The 21,345-nt window shown below is 64.2% G+C and carries 23 protein-coding genes; 16 read left to right on the top strand and 7 right to left on the bottom strand.

Features of this window, described 5'->3' with window-relative positions:
- Nucleotides 1-23 precede the first annotated feature (23 nt).
- Complete coding sequence (locus AC0NIL_RS23130) at nucleotides 24-440, bottom strand: VOC family protein (protein WP_224620278.1); 417 nt, start codon at nucleotides 438-440, stop codon at nucleotides 24-26.
- A 166-nt stretch (nucleotides 441-606) separates the two neighbouring features.
- On the opposite strand from AC0NIL_RS23130, the gene AC0NIL_RS23125 reads away from it, so the two are divergent.
- From AC0NIL_RS23125 to lpxK, 6 genes are all read left to right on the top strand, one after another.
- The gene (locus AC0NIL_RS23125) at nucleotides 607-1,947 is read left to right on the top strand and encodes a TldD/PmbA family protein (protein WP_473573503.1); all 1,341 of its coding nucleotides are present in this window, start codon (nucleotides 607-609) and stop codon (nucleotides 1,945-1,947) included.
- Nucleotides 1,934-2,737: a 3'(2'),5'-bisphosphate nucleotidase CysQ gene (locus AC0NIL_RS23120; protein ID WP_013532346.1), complete on the top strand. Its 804-nt coding sequence runs from the start codon at nucleotides 1,934-1,936 to the stop codon at nucleotides 2,735-2,737. Before AC0NIL_RS23125 ends, AC0NIL_RS23120 begins: the two co-directional genes overlap by 14 nt.
- Nucleotides 2,738-2,840: 103 nt before the next feature.
- Complete coding sequence (locus AC0NIL_RS23115; protein ID WP_013532345.1) at nucleotides 2,841-3,086, top strand: DUF4170 domain-containing protein; 246 nt, start codon at nucleotides 2,841-2,843, stop codon at nucleotides 3,084-3,086.
- Between the two features lie 5 nt (nucleotides 3,087-3,091).
- On the top strand, nucleotides 3,092-3,883 hold the full coding sequence (locus AC0NIL_RS23110) for a lysophospholipid acyltransferase family protein (protein ID WP_013532344.1): 792 nt from the start codon (nucleotides 3,092-3,094) through the stop codon (nucleotides 3,881-3,883).
- Entirely contained in the window at nucleotides 3,880-5,196 is a 1,317-nt protein-coding gene (gene waaA / locus AC0NIL_RS23105; protein ID WP_064994149.1) for a lipid IV(A) 3-deoxy-D-manno-octulosonic acid transferase, read from the top strand. The genes AC0NIL_RS23110 and waaA overlap by 4 nt, the downstream gene beginning before the upstream one ends.
- A gap of 1 nt (nucleotide 5,197) precedes the next feature.
- On the top strand, nucleotides 5,198-6,223 hold the full coding sequence (gene lpxK / locus AC0NIL_RS23100) for a tetraacyldisaccharide 4'-kinase (RefSeq protein WP_013532342.1): 1,026 nt from the start codon (nucleotides 5,198-5,200) through the stop codon (nucleotides 6,221-6,223).
- Here lpxK and AC0NIL_RS23095 read toward each other — a convergent pair.
- The gene (locus AC0NIL_RS23095; protein WP_013532341.1) at nucleotides 6,220-6,453 is read right to left on the bottom strand and encodes a DUF2093 domain-containing protein; all 234 of its coding nucleotides are present in this window, start codon (nucleotides 6,451-6,453) and stop codon (nucleotides 6,220-6,222) included. The genes lpxK and AC0NIL_RS23095 overlap by 4 nt on opposite strands.
- A 125-nt stretch (nucleotides 6,454-6,578) precedes the next feature.
- Here AC0NIL_RS23095 and AC0NIL_RS23090 point away from each other — a divergent pair, with 125 nt between their 5' ends.
- A complete protein-coding gene (locus AC0NIL_RS23090) occupies nucleotides 6,579-7,166 on the top strand; it encodes a hypothetical protein (RefSeq protein WP_473573500.1) in 588 nt (195 codons plus the stop codon).
- Between the two features lie 39 nt (nucleotides 7,167-7,205).
- On the opposite strand, the gene AC0NIL_RS23085 is transcribed toward AC0NIL_RS23090, so the two are convergent.
- Complete coding sequence (locus tag AC0NIL_RS23085) at nucleotides 7,206-8,132, bottom strand: LysR family transcriptional regulator (RefSeq protein ID WP_027163234.1); 927 nt, start codon at nucleotides 8,130-8,132, stop codon at nucleotides 7,206-7,208.
- A gap of 92 nt (nucleotides 8,133-8,224) precedes the next feature.
- On the opposite strand from AC0NIL_RS23085, the gene AC0NIL_RS23080 reads away from it, so the two are divergent.
- The 4 genes from AC0NIL_RS23080 to AC0NIL_RS23065 all read left to right on the top strand — a co-directional run bounded on the left by AC0NIL_RS23080 (nucleotide 8,225) and on the right by AC0NIL_RS23065 (nucleotide 10,724).
- Nucleotides 8,225-9,118, top strand: a complete 894-nt coding sequence (locus AC0NIL_RS23080) for a DMT family transporter (RefSeq protein ID WP_063171861.1) — start codon at nucleotides 8,225-8,227, stop codon at nucleotides 9,116-9,118.
- Nucleotides 9,119-9,202: 84 nt separating this feature from the next.
- Nucleotides 9,203-10,078, top strand: coding sequence for an alpha/beta fold hydrolase (locus AC0NIL_RS23075; RefSeq protein ID WP_473573498.1), 876 nt, complete (start codon nucleotides 9,203-9,205; stop codon nucleotides 10,076-10,078).
- 57 nt (nucleotides 10,079-10,135) lie between these two features.
- Nucleotides 10,136-10,462 (top strand): antibiotic biosynthesis monooxygenase family protein, encoded by a 327-nt coding sequence (locus tag AC0NIL_RS23070; RefSeq protein ID WP_027163236.1) that lies wholly within the window; start codon nucleotides 10,136-10,138, stop codon nucleotides 10,460-10,462.
- Between the two features lie 10 nt (nucleotides 10,463-10,472).
- Nucleotides 10,473-10,724 carry a hypothetical protein gene (locus AC0NIL_RS23065; protein ID WP_082827555.1) on the top strand — a complete coding sequence of 84 codons (252 nt, stop codon included), beginning with the start codon at nucleotides 10,473-10,475 and terminating at the stop codon, nucleotides 10,722-10,724.
- A 73-nt stretch (nucleotides 10,725-10,797) separates the two neighbouring features.
- On the opposite strand, the gene mutL is transcribed toward AC0NIL_RS23065, so the two are convergent.
- Complete coding sequence (mutL, locus tag AC0NIL_RS23060) at nucleotides 10,798-12,672, bottom strand: DNA mismatch repair endonuclease MutL (protein WP_473573495.1); 1,875 nt, start codon at nucleotides 12,670-12,672, stop codon at nucleotides 10,798-10,800.
- Nucleotides 12,673-12,746: 74 nt separating this feature from the next.
- Nucleotides 12,747-13,649 (bottom strand): LysR substrate-binding domain-containing protein, encoded by a 903-nt coding sequence (locus AC0NIL_RS23055; protein ID WP_013532333.1) that lies wholly within the window; start codon nucleotides 13,647-13,649, stop codon nucleotides 12,747-12,749.
- 90 nt (nucleotides 13,650-13,739) lie between these two features.
- Between AC0NIL_RS23055 and AC0NIL_RS23050 the strand changes: the two genes are divergently transcribed.
- From AC0NIL_RS23050 to AC0NIL_RS23035, 4 genes are all read left to right on the top strand, one after another.
- Nucleotides 13,740-15,290, top strand: a complete 1,551-nt coding sequence (locus tag AC0NIL_RS23050) for a trimethylamine methyltransferase family protein (RefSeq protein WP_013532332.1) — start codon at nucleotides 13,740-13,742, stop codon at nucleotides 15,288-15,290.
- Nucleotides 15,291-15,332: 42 nt separating this feature from the next.
- Nucleotides 15,333-16,982 carry an ABC transporter substrate-binding protein gene (locus AC0NIL_RS23045; protein WP_275954731.1) on the top strand — a complete coding sequence of 550 codons (1,650 nt, stop codon included), beginning with the start codon at nucleotides 15,333-15,335 and terminating at the stop codon, nucleotides 16,980-16,982.
- 96 nt (nucleotides 16,983-17,078) lie between these two features.
- The gene (locus AC0NIL_RS23040; RefSeq protein WP_027163240.1) at nucleotides 17,079-17,558 is read left to right on the top strand and encodes a DUF3828 domain-containing protein; all 480 of its coding nucleotides are present in this window, start codon (nucleotides 17,079-17,081) and stop codon (nucleotides 17,556-17,558) included.
- Nucleotides 17,559-17,562: 4 nt separating this feature from the next.
- Nucleotides 17,563-18,174, top strand: coding sequence for a YqhG/Tai3 family protein (locus AC0NIL_RS23035; protein WP_013532329.1), 612 nt, complete (start codon nucleotides 17,563-17,565; stop codon nucleotides 18,172-18,174).
- Nucleotides 18,175-18,183: 9 nt separating this feature from the next.
- Here AC0NIL_RS23035 and queF read toward each other — a convergent pair whose 3' ends face one another.
- Entirely contained in the window at nucleotides 18,184-18,645 is a 462-nt protein-coding gene (gene queF, locus AC0NIL_RS23030; RefSeq protein ID WP_473573492.1) for a preQ(1) synthase, read from the bottom strand.
- 101 nt (nucleotides 18,646-18,746) lie between these two features.
- Between queF and AC0NIL_RS23025 the strand changes: the two genes are divergently transcribed.
- Nucleotides 18,747-20,792, top strand: coding sequence for an oxidoreductase (locus AC0NIL_RS23025; RefSeq protein WP_473573491.1), 2,046 nt, complete (start codon nucleotides 18,747-18,749; stop codon nucleotides 20,790-20,792).
- Nucleotides 20,793-20,935: 143 nt separating this feature from the next.
- Here the strand turns inward: AC0NIL_RS23025 and AC0NIL_RS23020 are convergent, their stop codons facing one another.
- The gene (locus AC0NIL_RS23020) at nucleotides 20,936-21,343 is read right to left on the bottom strand and encodes a hypothetical protein (protein ID WP_013532327.1); all 408 of its coding nucleotides are present in this window, start codon (nucleotides 21,341-21,343) and stop codon (nucleotides 20,936-20,938) included.
- Nucleotides 21,344-21,345: the final 2 nt, after the last annotated feature.

Raw genomic sequence — 21,345 nt, 5'->3', positions numbered from 1 at the left:
TCGATGGATGCCCTCGATCTGAGCTAGTGCGCGAAAACCTGCTCCAGCGAGCGAAAGCCCTTGAATTCCAAGGCATTGCCCGAGGGGTCGCGGATGAACAGCGTTGCCTGTTCGCCGGGCTCGCCCTTGAAGCGGACCATCGGCCGTTCCAGCCAGTCGATGTCGTCGCGCGCCTCCAGCCGTGTCGCCAGGCGCTGCCAGTCGTCCATCAAGAGCACCGCGCCGAAATGCGGGATCGGCACGACAATGCCGTCGACCTTGCCGTCGCTGGAGGCCTGTGCGGCCTGCGGCCGCAGATGCGCCGACATCTGGTGACCGTAGAGGTCGAAGTCGACCCAGGTCGCTGACGAGCGGCCGATCGCGCAGCCCAGCACCTCGCCATAGAAAACGCGGGTTTCATCGAGATCACGGACCGGGAAGGCGAGATGGAAAGGCGTCATCGAAGTGCTCCGTGCAGGCTGCGAACCGATTTTGCGTCACAGGGTTCGCGGTTTGAACCGTCCGCCCCGCATTTTGATTGAAGCCTATGCCATTGCACAAGCCGGACCGGAACAATAGATGGGTGGGCAACGGCCGCACACCGGCCGCACCAGCAGGATTTCAGGCATGACCGACATATCAGACGCAGCAAAATTGACCGACCGCGTCGCGGCCCTGGTCGAGGCTGCCAAAAAGGCCGGCGCCGATGCCGCCGACGCGGTGGCCGTGCGCGGCCGCTCGACCGGTGTGTCGGTGCGTCTCGGCAAGGTCGAGGCTACCGAAGCTTCCGAAAGCGAGGATGTGGCGCTTCGCGTTTTCGTCGGCGGCCGGGTGGCGAGTGTCTCGGCGACGGCGTCCGACCCGAAAACACTGGCCGAGCGCGCCGTGGCGATGGCGAAAGTGTCGCCGCAGGATCCCTATCAGGGGCTGGCCGATCCGGCATTGCTCGCCAAACAGACGCGCGATCTCGACCTGTTCGACGCCACCGAAGTGTCGGCAGACCAGTTGAAGGAAGCCGCATTGGCGGCGGAAGCGGCAGCGCTTGCCGTCAAGGGCGTGACCAATTCGGCCGGCGCCAGCGCCGGTGCCGGGCTGGGCGGCCTGGTGCTGGCCACTTCACACGGCTTCCTCGGCCACTATGTCGGCTCGCGTTTTTCGCGCTCGGCCAGCGTTATCGCCGGCGAGGGCACCGGCATGGAGCGCGACTATGAATTCTCCTCGCGCCAGCATTTTGCAGATCTCGATGCGCCCGAGGACATCGGCCGCAAGGCCGGCGAGCGCGCCGTGCGCCGCATCGGCGCGCGCAAGGCGGCGACCGGGCCGGTCGACGTGGTGTTCGACCCACGCGTCGCGCGCGGCATCGCCGGCCATCTCGCCGGCGCCATCAACGGCGCCTCGGTCGCGCGCAAGACCTCGTTCCTGCGCGACATGATGGGCAAGCAGGTGGCCGCCTCCGCCATCACCGTCACCGACGAGCCGCTCCGGCGGCGTGGCCAGGCCTCGCGTCCGTTCGACGGCGAAGGCGTCGAGGGCGAAAAGCTGTTGATGGTCGAGAAGGGCGTGCTCAACCACTGGTTCCTGTCGACCTCGGCTGCAAGGGAGCTGGGTCTCGTCACCAACGGCCGCGGCGCACGCAGCGGCTCCTCCGTGACGCCATCCTCCACCAATCTCGCCATCGAACCCGGCGAGCGGTCGCCGGAAGAGCTGATCAAATCGCTCAAGACCGGCTTCTACGTCACCGAGGTGTTCGGCCAGGGCGTCGACATGGTCACCGGCGAATACAGCCGCGGCGCTTCCGGTTTTTGGATCGAGAATGGCGAACTGGCCTATCCCGTCGCCGAGGTCACCATCGCCTCGAACCTGAAGACGATGTTCCTCAACATGGTGCCGGCCGATGACCTCGACCGCAATTTCGGCACCGCGGCGCCGACGCTCCTGATCGAAGGCATGACCCTTGCCGGAGCATGACCTGACCACTGCCGGAGCCACCGAAGACTTGCCGCTGCTGCGCGATGCCGCCCGCGAGGCGGGGGTGATCGCCATGCGCTACTTCGGCAACAGCCCGCAAGTCTGGATGAAGGGCGGCACATCACCGGTCAGCGAGGCCGACCACGCGGCCGACGCCTATCTGCGCGAAACATTGCTGGCGGCGCGGCCGGATTATGGCTGGCTGTCGGAAGAGACAGTTGACGATCCGGTCCGGCTTTCGGCACGCCGCACCTTCGTCGTCGACCCGATCGACGGCACGCGCGGTTTCCTGGAAGGCCAGCGCACCTGGTGCGTCAGCGTCGCCGTCGTCGAGCATGGCCGCACGCTGGCCGGCGTGCTGGAATGCCCGGCGATGGAGGAGACCTATTGGGCGCTGCCCGGCCAGGGTGCTTTCCGCAACGGCAAGCGCATTGCGGTTCGCAAGCTGGCGGAAACGGCCGAGATTTCCGGGCTGAAGCAGTTGACCGACCTGATGCCTGCCGAATGGCAGGCGCGGCTGAAGCGGGCGCCTTACAGCCCTTCGCTCGCCTATCGGCTGGCCATGATCGCCAATGGCGCGCTGGACGCCACTTTCGTCAAGCCGAACGCGCATGACTGGGACATTGCAGCGGCCGACCTCATCCTGCGCGAGGCCGGCGGCCAGCTGCTCGACCAGCATGGCCGCGCTCCACTTTATGCCGGCGAGGTGACTCGTCACGGCGCCCTTGCTGCCGGCAGCGGTGAATTGCTGGCCGTGCTCGCCGGCGTCATCGCCGGTCTGGACACGTGAAAGCGTTTTCCCCGGCGAGATGAATTCATCTCGCCCTAAAGGTTCCAAAGTCGGCGGCTTTGGTCTAGACCTGTGACAAACTCACGATATGTGAAGGACCGACATGGCCGCGGAAGACGGAAAGAAACAGCTTTTGCATCTGGTGTTCGGTGGCGAACTGAAGAAGCTTGGCGGCACCGAATTCCGCGATCTCGACGGGCTCGACATCGTCGGCATCTATCCCGACTATCAATCCGCGCACACGGCGTGGAAAGCCAAGGCGCAAGCCAGCGTGGACAACGCTCACATGCGTTACTTCGTCGTTCATCTGCACCGGCTGCTGGACCCCGACAACAAGGCTGCCGGTTGACTTCGATGGAGCATGACCTGGCGAAAGGGCCAGCAAGCGATGCCGCGCCCACGGGCAGGGGACGCAGCCGCACGACCAAGGCCTTCTGGCGCAAGATTCGCCAACCGCTTGCGCAGTCGCGATTCGTCAAGAACGCCATCGCCAGCCTGTTCGCCCAGTTCGTCCGCTTCGTGCGCCTCACCAATCGCGTCGTCGAGGGATCGGCACGGTTTTCGGGCGGTGCCTATACCGAGTTCGAGCCTGGCATCATCGCCTTGTGGCACGGCCAGCATCTGCTGACGCCTGCCTATTATCCCAAGCGCAAGCCGCTGGTCGCCATGGTTTCGCGCAGCGCCGATGCCGAGCTCAACGCCTTGATGCTGGAAAAATTCGGCATCGAGGCGGTGCGCGGCTCGGGCGGGCGGGAAAATGCCAGGCACCTCGACAAGGGTGGGGCAAAAGCGCTTATCGCCCTGAAAAAGTCGCTCGCCGTCGGCAAGAACGTCGCCATGATCGCAGATATTCCGCACGGCACGCCGCGAGACGCAGGACTTGGCATCGTTCTCCTGGCTCGCCTCTCGGGCCGGCCGCTTGTGCCCGTCGCCATCACCACCAGCCGCCGCAAGGTGCTGGAGAAGAGCTGGGACAAGACCACCATTAACCTGCCGTTCGGCCGTTCGTCGATCGTCATTGGCCAGCCGATCTTCGTGGCGGCCGGCGCCGATGACGCCGAAATGGAGCGCAAGCGCCAGGAAGTGACGACAGCGCTCAATGCCGCGACCGCCGAGGCTTACCGTCTCGTGGATGCTCCGCGATGAGCGGCCGCTGGGCACGGGCCATGCTGTCGGCTTACCGATTCGCGGGTGCGGCAGCCTATCCGCTGGTCGGGCCCTACGTTGCCTGGCGCACCTCGCGCGGCAAGGAAGACCGCTACCGCCGCCGCGAGCGCTATGGCGTCGCCGGCCGCGCGCGCCCCGACGGGCCGGTGATCTGGATCCATGCCGCGAGCGTCGGCGAGACCATAGCCGTCGTGCCGCTGGTCGAAAGCATCCTCGACTACGGCGTCAACATCGTGCTGACGACCGGCACGGTCACCTCGGCGCAGGTCGCCGAAGAGCGGCTCGGTGACCGCATCATCCATCAATATGTACCGCTCGACCTCAAGCCGGCGGTCAGCCGGTTCCTCGATCACTGGCAGCCGGATCTGGCAATCATCGCCGAATCCGAGATCTGGCCGATGACCATCCTCGAGCTTGGCGCGCGACGCGTGCCGCAGGTGCTGGTCAATGGCAGGCTGTCCGACCGCTCGTTCAAATCGTGGAAGAAACGCGCCAACATCGCCGAGGCGCTGTTCGAGAACCTGGCTCACGTCGTGGCGCAGTCGGATGTCGATGGCGAGCGGTTTCTCGCGCTCGGCGCGCGGCCGGTGACGGTGTCGGGCAACCTCAAGGTGGACACGTCGCCGCCTCCGGTCGACGAACGGGCGCTGGCGACACTGCGGCGGCAGATAGGCACGCGCCCGACCTGGGCGGCGATCTCGACCCATGACGGCGAGGAAGTGGTCGCGGCTGAAGTCCACGCGACGCTGCACAAGCGCCACCATGGTCTTCTGACCATCGTCGTTCCGCGTCATCCCGATCGCGCCGAGGCGCTTGCGGCGCAGATTTCCGGCATGGGCCTGAAGGTCGCGCGGCGCAGCAAGGGCGACAGGATCACGGCCGACACCGACATATTGCTTGGCGACACGATCGGCGAGATGGGGCTCTATCTCCGGCTGACGGAAATAGCCTTCGTCGGCCGCTCGCTGACCTCCGAGGGTGGCCAGAACCCGCTGGAGCCGGCCATGCTCGACACGGCGGTTCTCGCCGGGCGCAATGTGCAGAATTTTCGCGAGGCCTACCAGCGTCTCCTCGACAGCGGCGGCGCCAAGCTGGTGCGCGATCGCGACATGCTGGCCGGCGCCGTCAATTTCCTCCTGACCAACGAAGTGGCGCGCCACGAGATGATGGCGGCAGGCATTGCGACCGTCGACGAGATGCGCGGTGCGCTGGCGCGTACGCTGAAATCGCTTGAGCCCTACATCCAGCCGCTGGTCGTCAAGTCGCGCCTGAAGGGCGCGAACGGGCGCTAGCGTGGCCTCGGAAGCACCACCATTCTGGTGGGAGGAGCCGGACTGGCGGGTCCTGGCACTGTCGCCGCTGTCGGCCATCTATGCGGCTGCCGCCGGCCGCGGCATGCGGCGGGCCAAGCGTGAGAAGATCGAAGCGCCTGTTCTGTGCATCGGCAATTTCACGGTTGGCGGCACCGGCAAGACACCGGTGGCCATCGCGCTCGCCAAGCAGGCCAAGCGCATGCATCTGAAACCAGGCTTCCTGTCGCGCGGCCATGGCGGCTCCTTCGCCGAGCCGCACGTGGTCGATATCGACCACGACAGCGCCCGGCATGTCGGCGACGAACCGCTGCTGCTCGCCGAACACGCGCCGGTGGCGGTGACGCCGAACCGCGCCGCCGGCGCCCGGCTGCTGCTGGAACGGAATGGCTGCGATTTCCTGATCATGGACGATGGCTTCCAGAGCGCCCGCATCCACATCGACTATGCGCTGGTCGTGGTCGATGCGCGCTACGGGATCGGCAACGGCCGCGTCATTCCGGGGGGGCCGCTCAGGGCCAAAATCGTCGACCAGCTGGTTTTCACCAGCGGGCTGTTGAAAATGGGCGAGGGCACTGCCGCCGACAGCGTGGTCCGCCAGGCGGCACGCGCCGGCCGGGCGATCTTCGAGGCCCATACAGAGCCAAGCGGCAAGGCAGGGCTTGCCGGCAAGCGGTTCCTCGCCTTCGCCGGTATCGGCCATCCCGAGAAATTCTTCGACACGGTGCGCGAGGCCGGCGGCGAACTGGCATTGACGCGGCCGTTTCCGGACCATCATTTCTATGCGGAGGACGAACTTGCCGAGCTGGCGGCGACCGCACGCACTGAGGGGCTGGTGCTCATCACCACCGCCAAGGACGCCGCCCGGCTGCGCCACGGCGCGTCACAGGACTTTCTCGACCGGCTCGAGGTGCTGGAGATCGACACGGTCTTCGAACTCGATCACGTTCCCGAGCGCATCATCGACGAGACGCTCGATGCCTGGCGCCAGCGCAAGCTGAAGGGTTAACTGCGCTTACGCAGCTCCGGATGCATCTCGATTTCACGGCGCAGCGAGGCGGTGGCGCTGATATAGGGCTCTTGCCTTGCGACGCTCCAGTATTTCAACTCGTCGAGCGGAATGCTTTCGCCTGTCACCGCGCAGCGCACGAACGCGCCGGGACTGGTAACCTGGAAATCGCCATCCAGGTAGCGGATGCGGGCTTCCTTGCCGCCGGGGCCTTCGAAACGGTTCATCATGCGGGGACGCCAGGGTTCATGAGGATTTCATCGCCATAAATTCCCGGCGAGGTCAAGCATGAGACAAGCCTGAGACAATGCTGAACGCTTATTGTGAAGCGGAAAAATGTTGTTGGTGGGCCGCAATGGACGTTTCCTCCACTCGTCTTCCCGCCCTGCTTAGGGAAGTGATGACGCCGCAAGCCGTGCCCTCGGGGCAGGCTGATCCAGTCATGACGGCACTGGTCAAGGCGCTGGTCCAACCGCCGGCGCCGTCTCTGCTCGCGCAGCAGACAGCGCCGGCGCTGTTGATTTTGCCGGCGGCGCCGATGGCCGTCAAATCGCAGCAGATCGCATCCGCTGGCATCGTCGATGCCTATCTTGCCCAGCTTGAGACGGGCGAAGAGGCGGCGTTGGCAACAGTCGTGGCGAGAAAGGCAAAACCCGAAGCCGAAACGCTGCGAGCCTTCTTGCCGCCTTCGACAACCGCCAATGACAATGCCTCCGCCAGGGTTGCGGGGCTGTCATTGCTGTCGCTTATCCCGCCGCAGGCTCCAATCCCGCGCAACGCTGCCGCCCTGGGTACGCCGGCGGGCAGGCACAGGCCGGCCAATCAATCCCATGGTGCGGTGCCGAACCCAGAGCAGTTGCTGGTGAAAATTGGCTTTGTTTCGATAATGGCCGGTTTGCTGGGAGCGGTGATCCTTGGGTTCGTTTTGTTGTTGCTTCGCTGAGCTTCGAATCGGCCGGTTTTCCATATAGGTCCGGAAGGCCTATCGCTCGGCTTCGATAAACGCCTCGATCTTTTCCTGGGCCAGCCCGGCCTCTGCCGCGATGCGGCGGGCGAGGTCGGCGGCGGCGGCACGCGGCCGCCCCATCGGCCGGTCGAGCCAGTAGGATACCGGGTTGAGGGCTGTGCGCTCATCGACGGGAGTGATGCGGCCCGATTGTAATTGATGTCCGGTCAGCGGCGGGCGGGCCAGCGCGATGCCCAGCCCATAGGCGGCGGCGTCGAGCACCAGATTGTAATCCTCGAAGCGGCGGTCCTGCGGGCGCGGGCGGTAATCCATGCCTTGCGCGGCAAACCAGGCGCGCCAGGCCGACGCGTCGGAATCGTTGATCAGCGGATATTTGAGCAGCCGGGCAGGGTCGCCGCGGCCGATCTCGCGGGCAAGCTCAGGTGACGCGACGGGAAAGACATGTTCCTCGAAAAGTTGCACCGAGATGCGGCCCGGAATGCCGCCGCGTCCACAACGGATCGACAGGTCGATGCCTTCATCGGCAAGGTCGGCCTGGCGGATGTCGACATCGAGCACGATGCGTAGCTTGGAGGGATTGTTCTCCAGAGCCGCCATGCGCGGCATTAGCCACAGCCCGCTGACGGAGGGGATCGAGGTCAGCCGCACCACCGCCGTGCCACGCGGCTCGACCCAGCGGTCGGAATGGGTCGATATCAGCGCAAAGGCTTCCGCCGTGCGCAGATGCAGCCTGTTGCCTTCGATCGTCAGCGAGACGCCGCGCGCACCACGGTCGAAGACTTTCAATCCCAGCCAGTCCTCGAGCTTGGCGATCTGCCGGCTGACGGCGCCATGGGTGATATTGAGCTTTTCGGCGGCCGCTGAAAAGCTGCCTGTCCGCGCCGCCGCATCGAAGGCGCGCAGCGTTTCGAGCGGCACCATTGTGTCCGAGCTGTGATCCATAGTCACAGGTGATCCTCGATTTCGTCGTTTGTCAACCGGGGTGAAAAGGCGTTTTCTGCCTTTCAGGACCGAAGAAATACGAGGGCGGTGAGATGAGCGAGATAACGGGCACGTTGAATTCGACACAGCGAATGGACACCACGGCAGCCATCGCGGTGGCGCTGACGGTGGTTGGTTGGGCCTCCGCCTTTCCCGCTATCCGAGCCGGTCTCGCCGCCTTCGGCCCACTGGAACTGGGTGCGTTGCGATTTGCCATCGCCGCTGTGCCGGCGGCGATCTTCCTGGCCGTCAAGCGCCCGGCGCTGCCAAGGCTCGACGAAGTGTGGCGCCTGGTCTTTGGCGGCGCCATCTTCGTCGCGCTCTACACCGTCATGCTCAATTTCGGCGAACTGACCGTCTCGGCCGGTGCCGCCGGCTTCATCATCAATGTCAGCCCGATCTTCACCGCCATCATGGCGATGGCATTGCTGGGCGAGCGCTTCTCAGGCGTGGCCTGGATCGGTACGGTGATTTCCTTCGCCGGCATAGGCATCATCGCCATGGCCGATGGGCATGGCCTGTCGTTCAACACCGGTGCTCTGTTGGTGCTTGGTTCGGCCTTGTGCTCGGCCGTCAACACCATCGTCCAGAAGCCGCTGTTTGCCCGCCATCATCCATTGACCATTTCGGCTTCGAACATGGTGCTCGGCGCACTATGCCTGGCGCCCTTCCTGCCGTCGGCCTTTTCGCAGGCGGCGGTCGCCGGCACAGCAGGCCTCGGCGCCGTCATCTTTCTCGGCATCGTGCCCAGCCTCATCGCCTATGCCGCCTGGGCGACCGCGCTGTCGCGTCTGCCGGCGGCACGTGCCTCCAACTTCCTCTATCTGGTCTCGCCGATGTCCGCGCTGATCGGCTTCTTCTGGCTGGGCGAAGTTCCCACGCTGCTCGGCATAATCGGCGGCGCGCTGGCGCTGGGCGGTGTCATCGTGGTGAATTTGAAGAGATGAATATTGCCGACCGTCCGCTTCCGCCATTCGGAACGATCCCTCGATCAAACGCGTTTAGCCGAGGTTTGTTCGACGGAGGTCCGAATGCCGGGTGCAACGGCGCACCGACGCATGCAACTGGATGATCTATCCATTTTTTATCGCGAGGCAGGGCCGTTAGAAGCACCTGTCTTGCTCTTGCCGCACGGCTATCCCTGCTCTTCGTTCCAATTCCGCCGACTGATGCCGGCGCTCGCCGACCGCTGGCGGACGATTGCATTCGACTGGCCTGGCTTCGGATACAGCGGCACACCCGATCCGGTCACCTTCGGCTATGATTTCGACGCCTATTGCGACGTGCTTTCCAAGCTTGCCGATGAATTCGGTCTCCAACGCTACGCCTTGTGGCTGCACGATTATGGCTCGCAGATTGGACTCCGGCATGCGATCTCGCACCCGGAGCGGATCAGCGCCCTGATCATCCAGAACGGCGACATCTACGAGGACGTGCTTGGACCCAAATACGCCACGATCAAGGCCTGGTGGACCGACAAGACGCCCGGCAAGCACCGTCCGCTCGAGGCCGCGGTAAGTGAGGACGGGTTCCGGGCCGAGTTCATCGGGGAAGTGGCTGACGACGTCGCCATGCGCGTGCCGCCCGATCTCTGGAGCCTTCACTGGCCACTGGTGAACACGCCGGTTCGTCGGCAGATCGCCGTCGGTCTGATGGAGAAGCTGGAAGCCAATCTCACCTGGTTTCCGCGCTACCAGGCTTATTTGCGTGAACACCATCCGCCCACACTGATCGTTTGGGGGCCAGAGGATGGCTATATGCCCGCGGCGTCGGCACGGGCCTATCATCGCGATCTGCCCGATGCGGAACTGCATCTGATCGAAGGGGCGGGTCATTGGCTGCTCGAGACACATTTCGACGACGCGCTGCCGCTGGTCCGCGATTTCCTGGCTGGTGTTCACGGCTGATCACAACTGGCGTCCGCTATGCCCAGTTTGCTGTCCGCCTGACTGAAGGAGAACCTCATGCCGACCAAACCGACCATCGCGCGCATCTGGCGCGGTCGCACCCGCCGCGACATCGCCGACGCCTATGAGCCATACCTGCGTGCCGAGGGTATTCCGCCCCTCGAGAAGACGGCGCTTGGCGTCCAATTGCTGCGCGAGGACCGTGATGCCGAGACGTGGTTCACAACCATCTCGTATTGGGCCGACATGCAAGCGATGACCGCCTTTACCAAAGGCGAACCGACCAAAGTCCATCATCTGGACCGAGATGCCGAGTTCCTGATCGAGCTGCCGGAGCGGATCGAAATCCATCGGATACTTGTCGATCGTCGGGGACTGCGCTGAGCGCCGATCGGTGGTTCGCAACCTCTTCTTCTTCGCGGTGATATCGCTGATCTGGGGGCTGACCTGGGCCGCGATCAAGCTCGGTCTCAATGACGCGCCTCCGCTCCTGCTGGCGGCTGCACGCTATTTGCTGACCGCTTTGGCGGCAGGAGCCTGGCTCTTCGGCGAGGCGGTCGGCTGGGCTGAAATCACCGGTGCGATCCTCCTGCTGACGGCGGCTGCGATCGCGCTACTCGGACCGCTGGGCGAAAATCGCGGGTGACCACATTGTCGGCCGGCCTCCTTGACCTGCCGACCTCGAGCGGCGAAGCGATAGGCCCGCAATCCGTCCGCAGCTATCGCCGTCCGAAAAGCCGTTCGATATCCGCCAGCTTGAGTTCGATATAAGTGGGGCGGCCGTGGTTGCAGGTGCCGGAGCCGGGCGTCGCCTCCATCTGCCGCAGCAGCGCGTTCATCTCCTCGGCCTTGAGCAGGCGGCCGGAGCGCACAGAGCCGTGGCACGCCATGGTCGCGGCTATCTTGTCCAGCCGCTCCTTCAGCGTGTCGACCGTGTCGTTGTCGGCGATCTCGTCGGCGAGGTCGCGCACCAATTGCTGGACATTGGCCTCGCCCAGCATCGACGGCGTCTCGCGCACCGCGACAGCGCCGGGGCCAAAGCGCTCGATGCCGAGACCGAAGCGGGCCAGCGTTTCCGAATGCAGCGCAAGCCGCTCCGCATCCTCCTCCGGCAGGTCGATGATCTCGGGCAGAAGCAGCATCTGCGAGGGCACCGGGCGCGAGTGCAGCGCATTCTTCAGCGCCTCGTAGACCAGCCGTTCATGCGCCGCATGCTGGTCGACGATGATGAGCGAATCCCTGGTTTGGGCGACGATGTAGTTCTCATGCACCTGCGCACGCGCCGCGCCCAGCACCGCGCCAAGCAGCGTCTCCGTCGCCTCATCCTGTCCGGCGCGCGCATCGGCGCTGGCAAGCGGGCCGGCATCGAACGCCGCCTGATCGTTTTCACGCAAACCGCGATGTTCGAAGCCCGAGCCTTCGAAGCCCATGTCGAGCGGCCGCTGCGGCGATCGGGCCGCGTCGAAGCCGGACGGGCCCGACGCGCGGTAGGCCGCGTCGTAGCTGCGGTGGCCGTTTGCCGGTCCGCCGTGGCCGTAGGATGCGGCCCCTGGCCGGAACGCCGCCATCATGCCGGCGGCACCCGTGGTGGCGGCGCGGACGCCGGCATCGGCCAGTGCTTGCCTGATTGCGCCGACGATCATCCCGCGCACAAGGCCGGGATCGCGGAAGCGCACATCGGCCTTGGCTGGATGGACATTGACGTCGACGATGGCCGGATCGAGCGTCAGGAACAGTACCGTCACCGCGTGGCGGTCGCGCGGCAGGACGTCGGCATAGGCGCCGCGTATGGCGCCGGCGATCAGCTTGTCGCGCACTGGGCGGCCGTTCACATAGGCATATTGCTGCAGCGCGTTGGCGCGGGTGAAGGACGGGATCGACACGTGGCCGGTCAGATGCACGCCATCGCGCATCGCGTCGAGGGCAATGGAATTGTCGGGAAAGTCGGCGCCCATCACCTGGGCGACACGACGCAGGCTGCCTTCCGCGCTGTCGTCCGCCGCCGGCAATTCCAGCGTCGAGCGGTCCGAGCCGGCCAGCGTGAAGCGCACGGCGGGGAAGGCGATGGCGATGCGCTTGACCACATCGCTGGTGGCCGAGCTTTCGGCGCGTTCGCCCTTCATGAACTTCAATCGGGCCGGCGTTGCGAAGAACAGGTCGCGCACCTCGACCGTGGTGCCGCGATTGGCCGCCGCCGGCCTGACAGGCAGGACGCGGCCACCCTCGATGCCAATCTCGGCGGCGCTGTCGCTTGCTGCCGTGCGCGAGCGGATCGAAAGTCGCGACACCGAGCCGATCGACGGCAGCGCTTCGCCGCGGAAGCCCAGCGAGCGAATGTCGTTGATATCCTCGGTGAGCTTGGAGGTGCAGTGACGTGCGATCGCCAGCGCCAGCTCCCGTTCGGGAATGCCGGAGCCGTCATCGGTGACGCGGATCAGGTTCAGCCCGCCGCCCGATGTGACGATCTCGACGCGCGAAGCACCGGCATCGAGCGCATTCTCGACCAGTTCCTTGACCACGCTCGCCGGACGCTCGATGACTTCGCCGGCGGCGATCTGGTTGATCATCGTTTCGGAAAGCTGGCGGATGGGCATGGCGGCACTATAGGCGGATTCGCGTCGAGCGGGAGGGGCAGAATTGCGCCAGCGGTGGATCAGTGGAAAACGACTTATGCCTGCGCCGCCAGCCAGTCGCGCACCTTGCGGGCGTTGTCGCTGAGCTCCCGGTTCTTCGGCCAGACGACATAGAAGGCCTTGCCGGTCTTCAGCACATGATCCGTCACCGGCACCAGCAGGCCCGACGCCAGCAGCCGCTCGGCGAGATGCCGCCAGCCGAGCGCGATGCCTTGGCCTTCCATGACACCCTGGATCACCAGGCCGTAGTCGTTGATGCGCAGGCCGCGCGCGGTATCGCTGAGATTGGCGCCCGCAGACTGGAACCATTCGTCCCAACTGGCCGCCTCGCGATACGGCTCCTCCAGATGGATGAGGCGGTGCGTGGCCAGTTCGGCAGCGGATCTGGGCAGGCCGAACTTTGCCGCATAGCTGGTGCCGGCGACGGGAAATATCTCCTCGTCAGCCAGCGGCAACGAATGATAGTCCGGCCAGTCACGCGGCGCGCCACCGCGCACGCCGAGCGGGATGCCTTCCGCGATAATGTCGAGGTCGCGGTCGGCGGTCTGGATACGCAGGTCGATGCCCGGCAGCTCGTCACGGAACTGCTGCAGGCGCGGCATCATCCAGAACGAACCGAACGCGGTCGAGGCGGCCAGCGTGACATGACCGCCGGTCGCCTGCAGGCGCAGATCCTCCGCCGATTTGCGGATGTGCGAAAGGCCGAGCGAGACGTCGGCATGGAAGCGCTCGCCGGCCTCGGTCAGGAGCACCTGGCGGTGGCGGCGCTGGAACAGCTTGGCGCCGAGCTGTTCTTCCAGTCCGCGCACGGCATAGGAGACGGCGGCCTGCGTCATGCCCAGCTCGCGCCCGGCGGCGGTGAAGCTCGACAGCCGCCCGGCCGCCTCGAAGACGATCAGGCTGCCGGCCGAAGGCAGAAGGTGGCGCAAGCTTCGCATAAGCTGAGCTTATACAAGAGATCAGGATTTTCCAGCGTCACATCACCATTTTGTCGCGCTAGGCTCCTTCATGAGTGGAATGGAGTTGCCATGAACGCACCGGCCCCCGAAGTGACCGAACATGCCAACCGCCGCAGTGGCGGCCGCCTGGGGCGCAAGGCCCTGCGCGGAGCTCCCGTAACGTCGTTCCCGACGCTGGTCCGCCAGATCCCCGTCTACCAGATGGTCCCGGATGAGGCGGTCGAACTGATCCACGAGGAGTCGCTCTTGATCCTCGAAGAGGTGGGATGCGAGTTCCGCGACGACGAGGCGATCGCACTGTGGAAGGCGGCGGGCGCGGATGTCTCGGAAACCCGTGTGCGGATCGACCGGGCCCTGCTGATGGAACTGGTGTCGAAGGTCCCGTCGGAGTTCACGCTCAATGCGAGGAATCCGCAGCGCACGGTGCGGGTGGGCGGCAACAACACCATCTTCGTGCCGATGTATGGCGCGCCCTATGTTCGCGATCTCGACAACAACAGGCGTTACGGCACGCTCGCCGACCTCAACAATTTCCACAAACTCGCCTACATGGCGCCGGCGCTGCATTCATCGAGTTCGGTCATTTGCGAGCCGATGGAAATCGCGGTACCGAAGCGTCACCTCCACATCATCCATTCCGCGCTTAAGCATTCCGACAAGCCGTTCATGGGCATCGTCACGTCCAAGGAGCGGGCGGAAGACACGATGGCGATGGCAGGCATCGTGTTCGGAGAGGATTACGTCCGCGACAATCCGGTCCTGGTGTCGATCACCAACTGCAATTCGCCGCTGGTGTGGGACGCCACCATGCTGGACGCGATGAAGGTCTATGCGCGAAGCAACCAGCCGCTGATCCTCGCACCCTTTGCACTGTGCGGCGCCTCGACTTCGGCGTCCGCCGTGGGCGCTGTGGCACAGGTCAATGCGGAAGCGCTGGCGGGCGTCGCCTTCACGCAACTGCTGCGCCCAGGCTCGCCGCAGATCTACGGACAGTTCATGGTCACGGTGGACATGAAGACCGGTGCTCCGATGGGCGGCACGCCCGAGGCGGCGCAGATGATGTATCTGATGGGAGCGCTGGCGCGGAAATACCGGCTGCCGTGGCGCACCTCCGGCTTCCATGTCGGGTCGAAGCTCAACGACGCCCAGGCTGGTTACGAGGCGAACATGCTGATGCATGCCGCCATCCTCGCCGGCGCCAACTACATCTGGCACTCCGCCGGATGGCTCGAGGCCGGCCTGACCTGCGGCTATTCGAAATTCGCCACCGACTGCGAACAGCTCATCGGCTGGTACAAATATGCCGGCGGCCTGCCGTTCGACGATTTCAAGGAAGCCATGGCGGCAATCCGCGAGGTGGGACCGCAGGGCCATTTCCTCGGTACCCAGCACACGCTGGAACATTTCGAATCCGCCTTCTTCATGCCCTCGATCATGGACTTCAATTCGTTCGAACAGTGGAAGGCAGAAGGGGCGAAGGACCACGACACGCGCGGCCGCGAGAAGGCGCGCAACATGCTGGCGGATTACGAGGAGCCGAAGCTCGACGAAGGCATCGCCGATGGCCTGATGGATTTCATCGCGCGGCGCGAGGAGAGGCTGCCGGACAGCGTCAGTTGAGGCGAAGAACCAAGATCAAAGGGAACCAGACGGGAGGAAAAAATGGCATTCTTCAGAAGCAGTGGGGATCGCGTGCCGAGCGCTATCGAGGCAATGGCGGTCGAAGCACGCGCGGGTCGTGTCGACCGGCGCGAGTTCCTGGCGCTGGCAAGCGCCTTCGGCGCATCGACGGCTCTTGCCTATGGCATGATCGGCCTTGCCGTGCCGGATCGGGCCTTGGCCGAAGAGCCGAAGAAAGGCGGAACGCTGCGCGTCTCGATGTCGGTGAAGGGACAGAAGGATCCGCGCACTTACGACTGGGTGGAACTGGCGAACATTTCGCGCTGCTGGCTGGAGCCGCTTGTCCGCTATACCAGGCAATTCACCTTCGAGCCGGTCCTGCTCGAAAGCTGGGATATCAACGACGACGCCACCGAATACGTGCTGCATGTGCGCAAGGGCATCACGTGGAACAATGGCGATGCCTTCAACGCCGATGACGTCGCTCACAATCTGACCCGCTGGTGCGAGAAGAATGTCGCCGGCAATTCCATGGCCGCCCGGGTCGGCGCGCTGATCGACGCAAAGACCGGCAAGGCCAGGGATGGCGCGATCACCAAGGTCGACGACAATACGGTCAAGCTGAAGCTAAGCGAACCAGACATTTCACTGATCCCGAATTTCACCGACTATCCGGCGCTCGTCGTCCATCGCAGCTTCGATGCCGACGGTGCCGATCCGATCAAGAAGCCGATCGGCACGGGACCGTTCGAACTGGTCTCCTACGATGTCGGCCAGAAGGCGGTCGTCAAGCGTCGTGAGAATGGCAAATGGTGGGGTGGTGAGGCGCCGCTCGACACGGTCGAGTTCGTCGACTACGGCACCGATTTCAACGCCACCGTGAACGCGTTCGAATCCGGTGAGATCGACCTCAATTTCGAGTCGCCCGCCGACTTCATCGACATTCTCGACAAGATGGATCTGGTGAAATCGGAGGTGGCGACGGCGACGACGCTGGTTGCCCGCACCAACATCACCCACAAGCCCTATGACGACAAGCGGGTGCGCAACGCCCTGCAAATGGCCGTCGACAACAATGCGGTCCTCGAACTCGGTTATGCCGGGCGAGGCACCCCTGGTGAAAACCACCACGTCGCCCCGATCCATCCGGAATACTATGCGCTGCCCAAGAAGACACGCGACGCCGCCGGCGCCAAGAAGCTGATGGCGGAAGCCGGACAGGCTGACTTCGAGCATGAGCTGATCACCATCGAGGACGATTGGCAGAAGAATACCGGCGACGCCATTGCCGGCCAGCTACGCGATGCCGGGATCAAGGTGAAGCGCACGGTGCTGCCGGGTTCGACCTTCTGGAACGACTGGACGAAATATCCCTATTCGATGACGATCTGGTACATGCGGCCGCTTGGCGTGCAGGTGCTGGCGCTCGGCTATCGCACCGGCGAGGCCTGGAATGAATCGGCATATTCCAACCCCGATTTCGATGCCAAGCTCAAGCAGGCGCTTTCGCTCATCGACGTGGAGAAACGACGCGAGGTCATGAAGGATGTCGAGCAGATCCTGCAGGATTCGGGCGTCATTATTCAGCCCTTCTGGCAGAAGCTCTACAGCCACATGAGCAAGAAGGTGAAGAACTATGGTGTCCACCAGACATTCGAGATGGACCTTCAGAACGTCTGGCTGGACGGCTGAAACAAGGTGCTGCAGGACTTCATGAGCCGCAAAAAAGCCGATATGCAGGATACGTGGTGTTGATAGGCTCAAGCCGTCAAAAGCCGGAGATTCTGCATGCGACTGACAGTGATCGTTGCCGCCCTTTCGATAGCCCTGCCGGCCGGAGCCGTCGCCGGACCGGCGTCCGACGCGGTGAAGTTCTTCTATGCCCCGGCGGTCAAGTTCGAGGCCGACGAACAATATCGGGACCGGTTCACCGAACCGGTGACGAAACTGTTCGACCTGAACGACCAGGCAACGAAAAAGAACCCGGACCAGGTCGCCTGCATCGATTTCGATCCTGGTCTCGACGCTCAGGATTTCGATCAGAAAACCGTCTCGAAAACGCTGAAACTGTCTGAGAAGCAGGATGGCGACAACGCACAGGTCACGGCATCCTTCAGCCTGTTTCCGGAAGGCGACGATTCCAAACGTGAAATGCTCTGGTCGCTCAAGAAGATCGACGGCAAGTGGAAGATATCGGACATCGCTTCCAAAACCAGCGACTGGACGCTCAGCGCGCTGGAATGCATGGCCGGCCAGACCCCGGAGTGAAGCGATGGCCCACCGCCGGTTCGTGGCACTGTCGGGTGTGTGCCTGCTGGCGGCTCTGAGCGGCGCCGCCGCGCAAGGCTTGTTGGGTGCGCCGCCGGCAAACGCCCCGGCCGACACCCAGCCGAGCGACAGCGCTGCACCGCCCGCAAATGCGCCGGGCGGAGCGGCAGAACCGGCCACGCCGCCGGTTGGATGGTCGCCGGCCGAAGCCGCGCCCGCCGCACCGATCCAGCCGGGCTCGCCGACCGCCGTGGTGCGGCCGTTTTACGATCAGGTCGGGCTGGAGATCGATCCGGCCGAGCGAAGCCATTTCATCGATCCGGCCAAGACCGTGCTCGACAAGAGCGACGCCTTGCGCAAATCCGGGCAGGGCGAGTGCCTCGACCCCAACATGGCGCTCGACAATGCCGATTACGACAAGGCCGAGATCGACAAGAGCCTGAAGACGCTCGAGGCGATCAACGGTGACCAGGCCAAGGTCATCGTCGCCTTCGTCATATCGGGCAACCCGCACCGGCTGGAATGGAAATTCAAGAAGGTCGATGGCGACTGGAAGATCACGGACCTGTTGTCGGTGACCGGCGAATGGGCACTCAGCCAATATCAGTGCGAATGATGGGCGAGCTCAACCCCGCCCGCGATAGGGCGCCACCCCGGTGTCGGGGAGCCAGGCGCCTTCCGGCGGAGCGCCGGTTTGCCAGAACACATCGATCGGAATGCCGCCGCGTGGATACCAATAGCCGCCTATGCGCAACCACAGCGGCTTGGTTGCCGCCACGATGCGGCGGCCGATCATGACGGTGCAGTCTTCATGGAAGGCGCCATGGTTGCGAAACGAGGTCATGAACAGCTTGAGCGACTTCGATTCCACCAGAGCCGCATCGGGTGCGTAGTCGATGACGATATGGGCGAAGTCCGGTTGGCCGGTGACCGGGCACAGCGAGGTGAATTCCGGGCAGGTGAAGCGCACGATCGCCGGCGGCCCGTCGCCGCGCGAAAACGGTACGGTCTCCAGGACCGCTACTTCGGGGCTTTGTGGCGTCTCGACGTGCGCACCGAGCTGGGTGAGAGTTTTGGTATCGATCATGGGCCCAATCCTTGTCGCATGCGCCCGGAGTGCGTGCGGGACGACATGCTTGAAAACGAATTTTGCCGCTCATTAGCACAATTTGAAACCGCAGGAAGACGATGACCTCCAACGATCCGCTTCTCCAGCCCTACCAGCTCAAACATCTGACGCTGAAGAACCGGGTCATGTCGACCAGCCATGAGCCGGCCTATTCCGAGGACGGCATGCCGAAACAGCGATACCGGCTCTACCATGCCGAGAAGGCCAAGGGCGGTATGGCGCTGACCATGACCGCCGGCTCGGCGATCGTCTCGCGCGACAGCCCGGCCGCTTTCGGCAATCTGCATGTCTATGACGACAGGATCGTGCCGTGGCTGGCCGAGCTCGCCGATGCCTGCCACGAGCACGACTGCAAGGTGATGATCCAGATCACCCATCTCGGCCGCCGTACCGGCTGGAACAAGGCCGACTGGCTGCCGGTGCTCTCGGCCTCGCCGGTGCGTGAGCCGGCGCATCGCGCATTCCCGAAAACCATCGAGGACTGGGACATCGAGCGCATCGTCGCCGACTATGCTTCGGCCGCCCAGCGCTGTCAGGCCGCCGGCCTGGACGGCATCGAGTTCGAATCCTACGGCCATCTGATGGACGGCTTCTGGTCGCCGGCCACCAACCATCGCGACGACGAATTCGGCGGCTCGCTCGACAACCGCCTGCGCTTCACCAACATGGTGCTTGATGCCGTGCGTGCGTTGGTCGGCGAGAAATTCGTCGTCGGCATCCGCATGGTCGCTGACGAAGATTTCGAAAAAGGCCTGTCCAAACAGGAGGGCATCGAGATCGCCAGGCGGCTGGCCAATTCCGGCAAGGTCGATTTCCTCAACATCATCCGCGGCTCGATCGAAAGCGATGCGGCGCTGACCAAGGTCATACCGGTGGCCGGCATGCGCTCGTCGCCGCATCTCGATTTCGCCGGAGAGGTGAGGGCGGCGACGAAATTCCCGACCTTTCACGCGGCGCGCATATCCGACGTGGCCACCGCACGCCACGCCATTGCCACCGGCAAGCTCGACATGGTCGGCATGACCCGCGCCCATATCGCCGATCCGCACATCATCAAAAAGGTGATGGAGGGGCGCGAGCATGAGATCCGCCCGTGCGTGGGCGCCACCTATTGTCTCGACCGCATTTATGAGGGCGGCGAAGCGCTTTGCGTCCACAATGCCGCGACTGGCCGCGAGGCCGAAATCCCGCATATCATCGTCAAGACCGAAGGACCGAAGCAGAAAATCGTGGTCATCGGAGCCGGCGCCGGCGGGCTGGAGGTTGCGCGGGTCGCAGCCGAGCGCGGCCACAAGGTGACGGTGCTTGAAGCATCGAGCCAGGCCGGCGGCCAAATTCGACTGGCGACGCAGAATCCGCGCCGCAAGGAGCTGATCGGTATCATCGACTGGCGGCTGGCTGAACTCGCCCGGCTCGGCGTCGAGATCCGCTACGACACCTGGGCGGAGAAGGACGATGTTCTGGCGCTGTCACCCGACGTGGTGGTGGTCGCCACCGGCGGCCTGCCGCAGAACCCGCCGCTGACGGCCGGCGACAATCTTGTCACCTCAAGCTGGGACATCATGGCCGGCAGCGTCAAGCCGGCCGAAAATGTACTGCTCTATGACGACAATGGCGGCCATCAGGGCATGGGCGCCGCCGAACTGATCGCCAATGCCGGCTCGAAACTCGAACTTGTCTCGCCCGAACGTTTCTTTGCCCCGGAAATGGGCGGCATGAACCATGTGCCGTATATGCGCGCCTTTCAGGAAAAGGGCGTCACCATCACCATCAACACGCGGCTGCGTTCGGTGCGCCGCGAGGGCAACCAACTGGTCGCCGAACTGGCATCGGATTTCGCCGATGGCTGGCGCGGCGAGCGCAGGGTCGACCAGGTGGTGGTCGAGCACGGTACGTTGCCGCTCGATGATCTCTATCTCTCGCTGAAGCCGCTGTCGAAGAATGTCGGTGCGGTCGACTACGAACGGCTGGTGAGCGGTGGCGACATCTTCCCCAAGCGCAATCCAGAAGGCGGCTTTGTACTGTTCCGCATCGGCGACGCGGTCGCCTCGCGCAACATCCATGCCGCCATCTACGACGGCATCAGGTTCGGCTTGCGGATCTGAAATTGGGCGTTGCGAGGATCGGTGGCGCGCGGCCGGACCTGCGTACGAGAGCCCATGTACTTCGGTCTGGCCGCGCGCCCGCACGTCATTGGCTCGTCGCCAGACAACGTACGATTCTGTGAGGGTGTGCCGCGTGGCGGCGTTCAAAACATTCTGGCGGTGGCCATGCACAGCACTGTCAGCACCAACAGCCCCCCGGCAATGCGCTCGCCTCTTGTCATCTTCGCGCGCAACTGCCTTTCCGTTGCCGCATCGGCACCGGCAAGCTGCCTGCTGGCTGAGCCCACCAGCGCGCCTTGCACGCCGGCGGCGATCAGGGCCGTCACGATGCCCAGCGCCAGCACCTTCTCCATCGAGCCGAAAACACCCTCGTGAAAGAAATACCAGAGCAGTATGCCGGTCAGGAAAACCAGGCCGGCAGCGCCCATTTGCGGCCGGAAGAACCGTTCCGCCCGGATGTCCGGGTCACGGCCGACCGCGATGGTCGTGCCCGCCCAGAATACGCCTGCCATGACATGAAGACCGATAACGACGATGTAGACATATTGCATGA

The organism is Mesorhizobium sp. WSM1343, assembly GCF_055901535.1.
The sequence above is the reverse complement of the archived record's forward strand: the minus strand, read 5'-3'. Positions and strand labels throughout refer to the sequence as shown.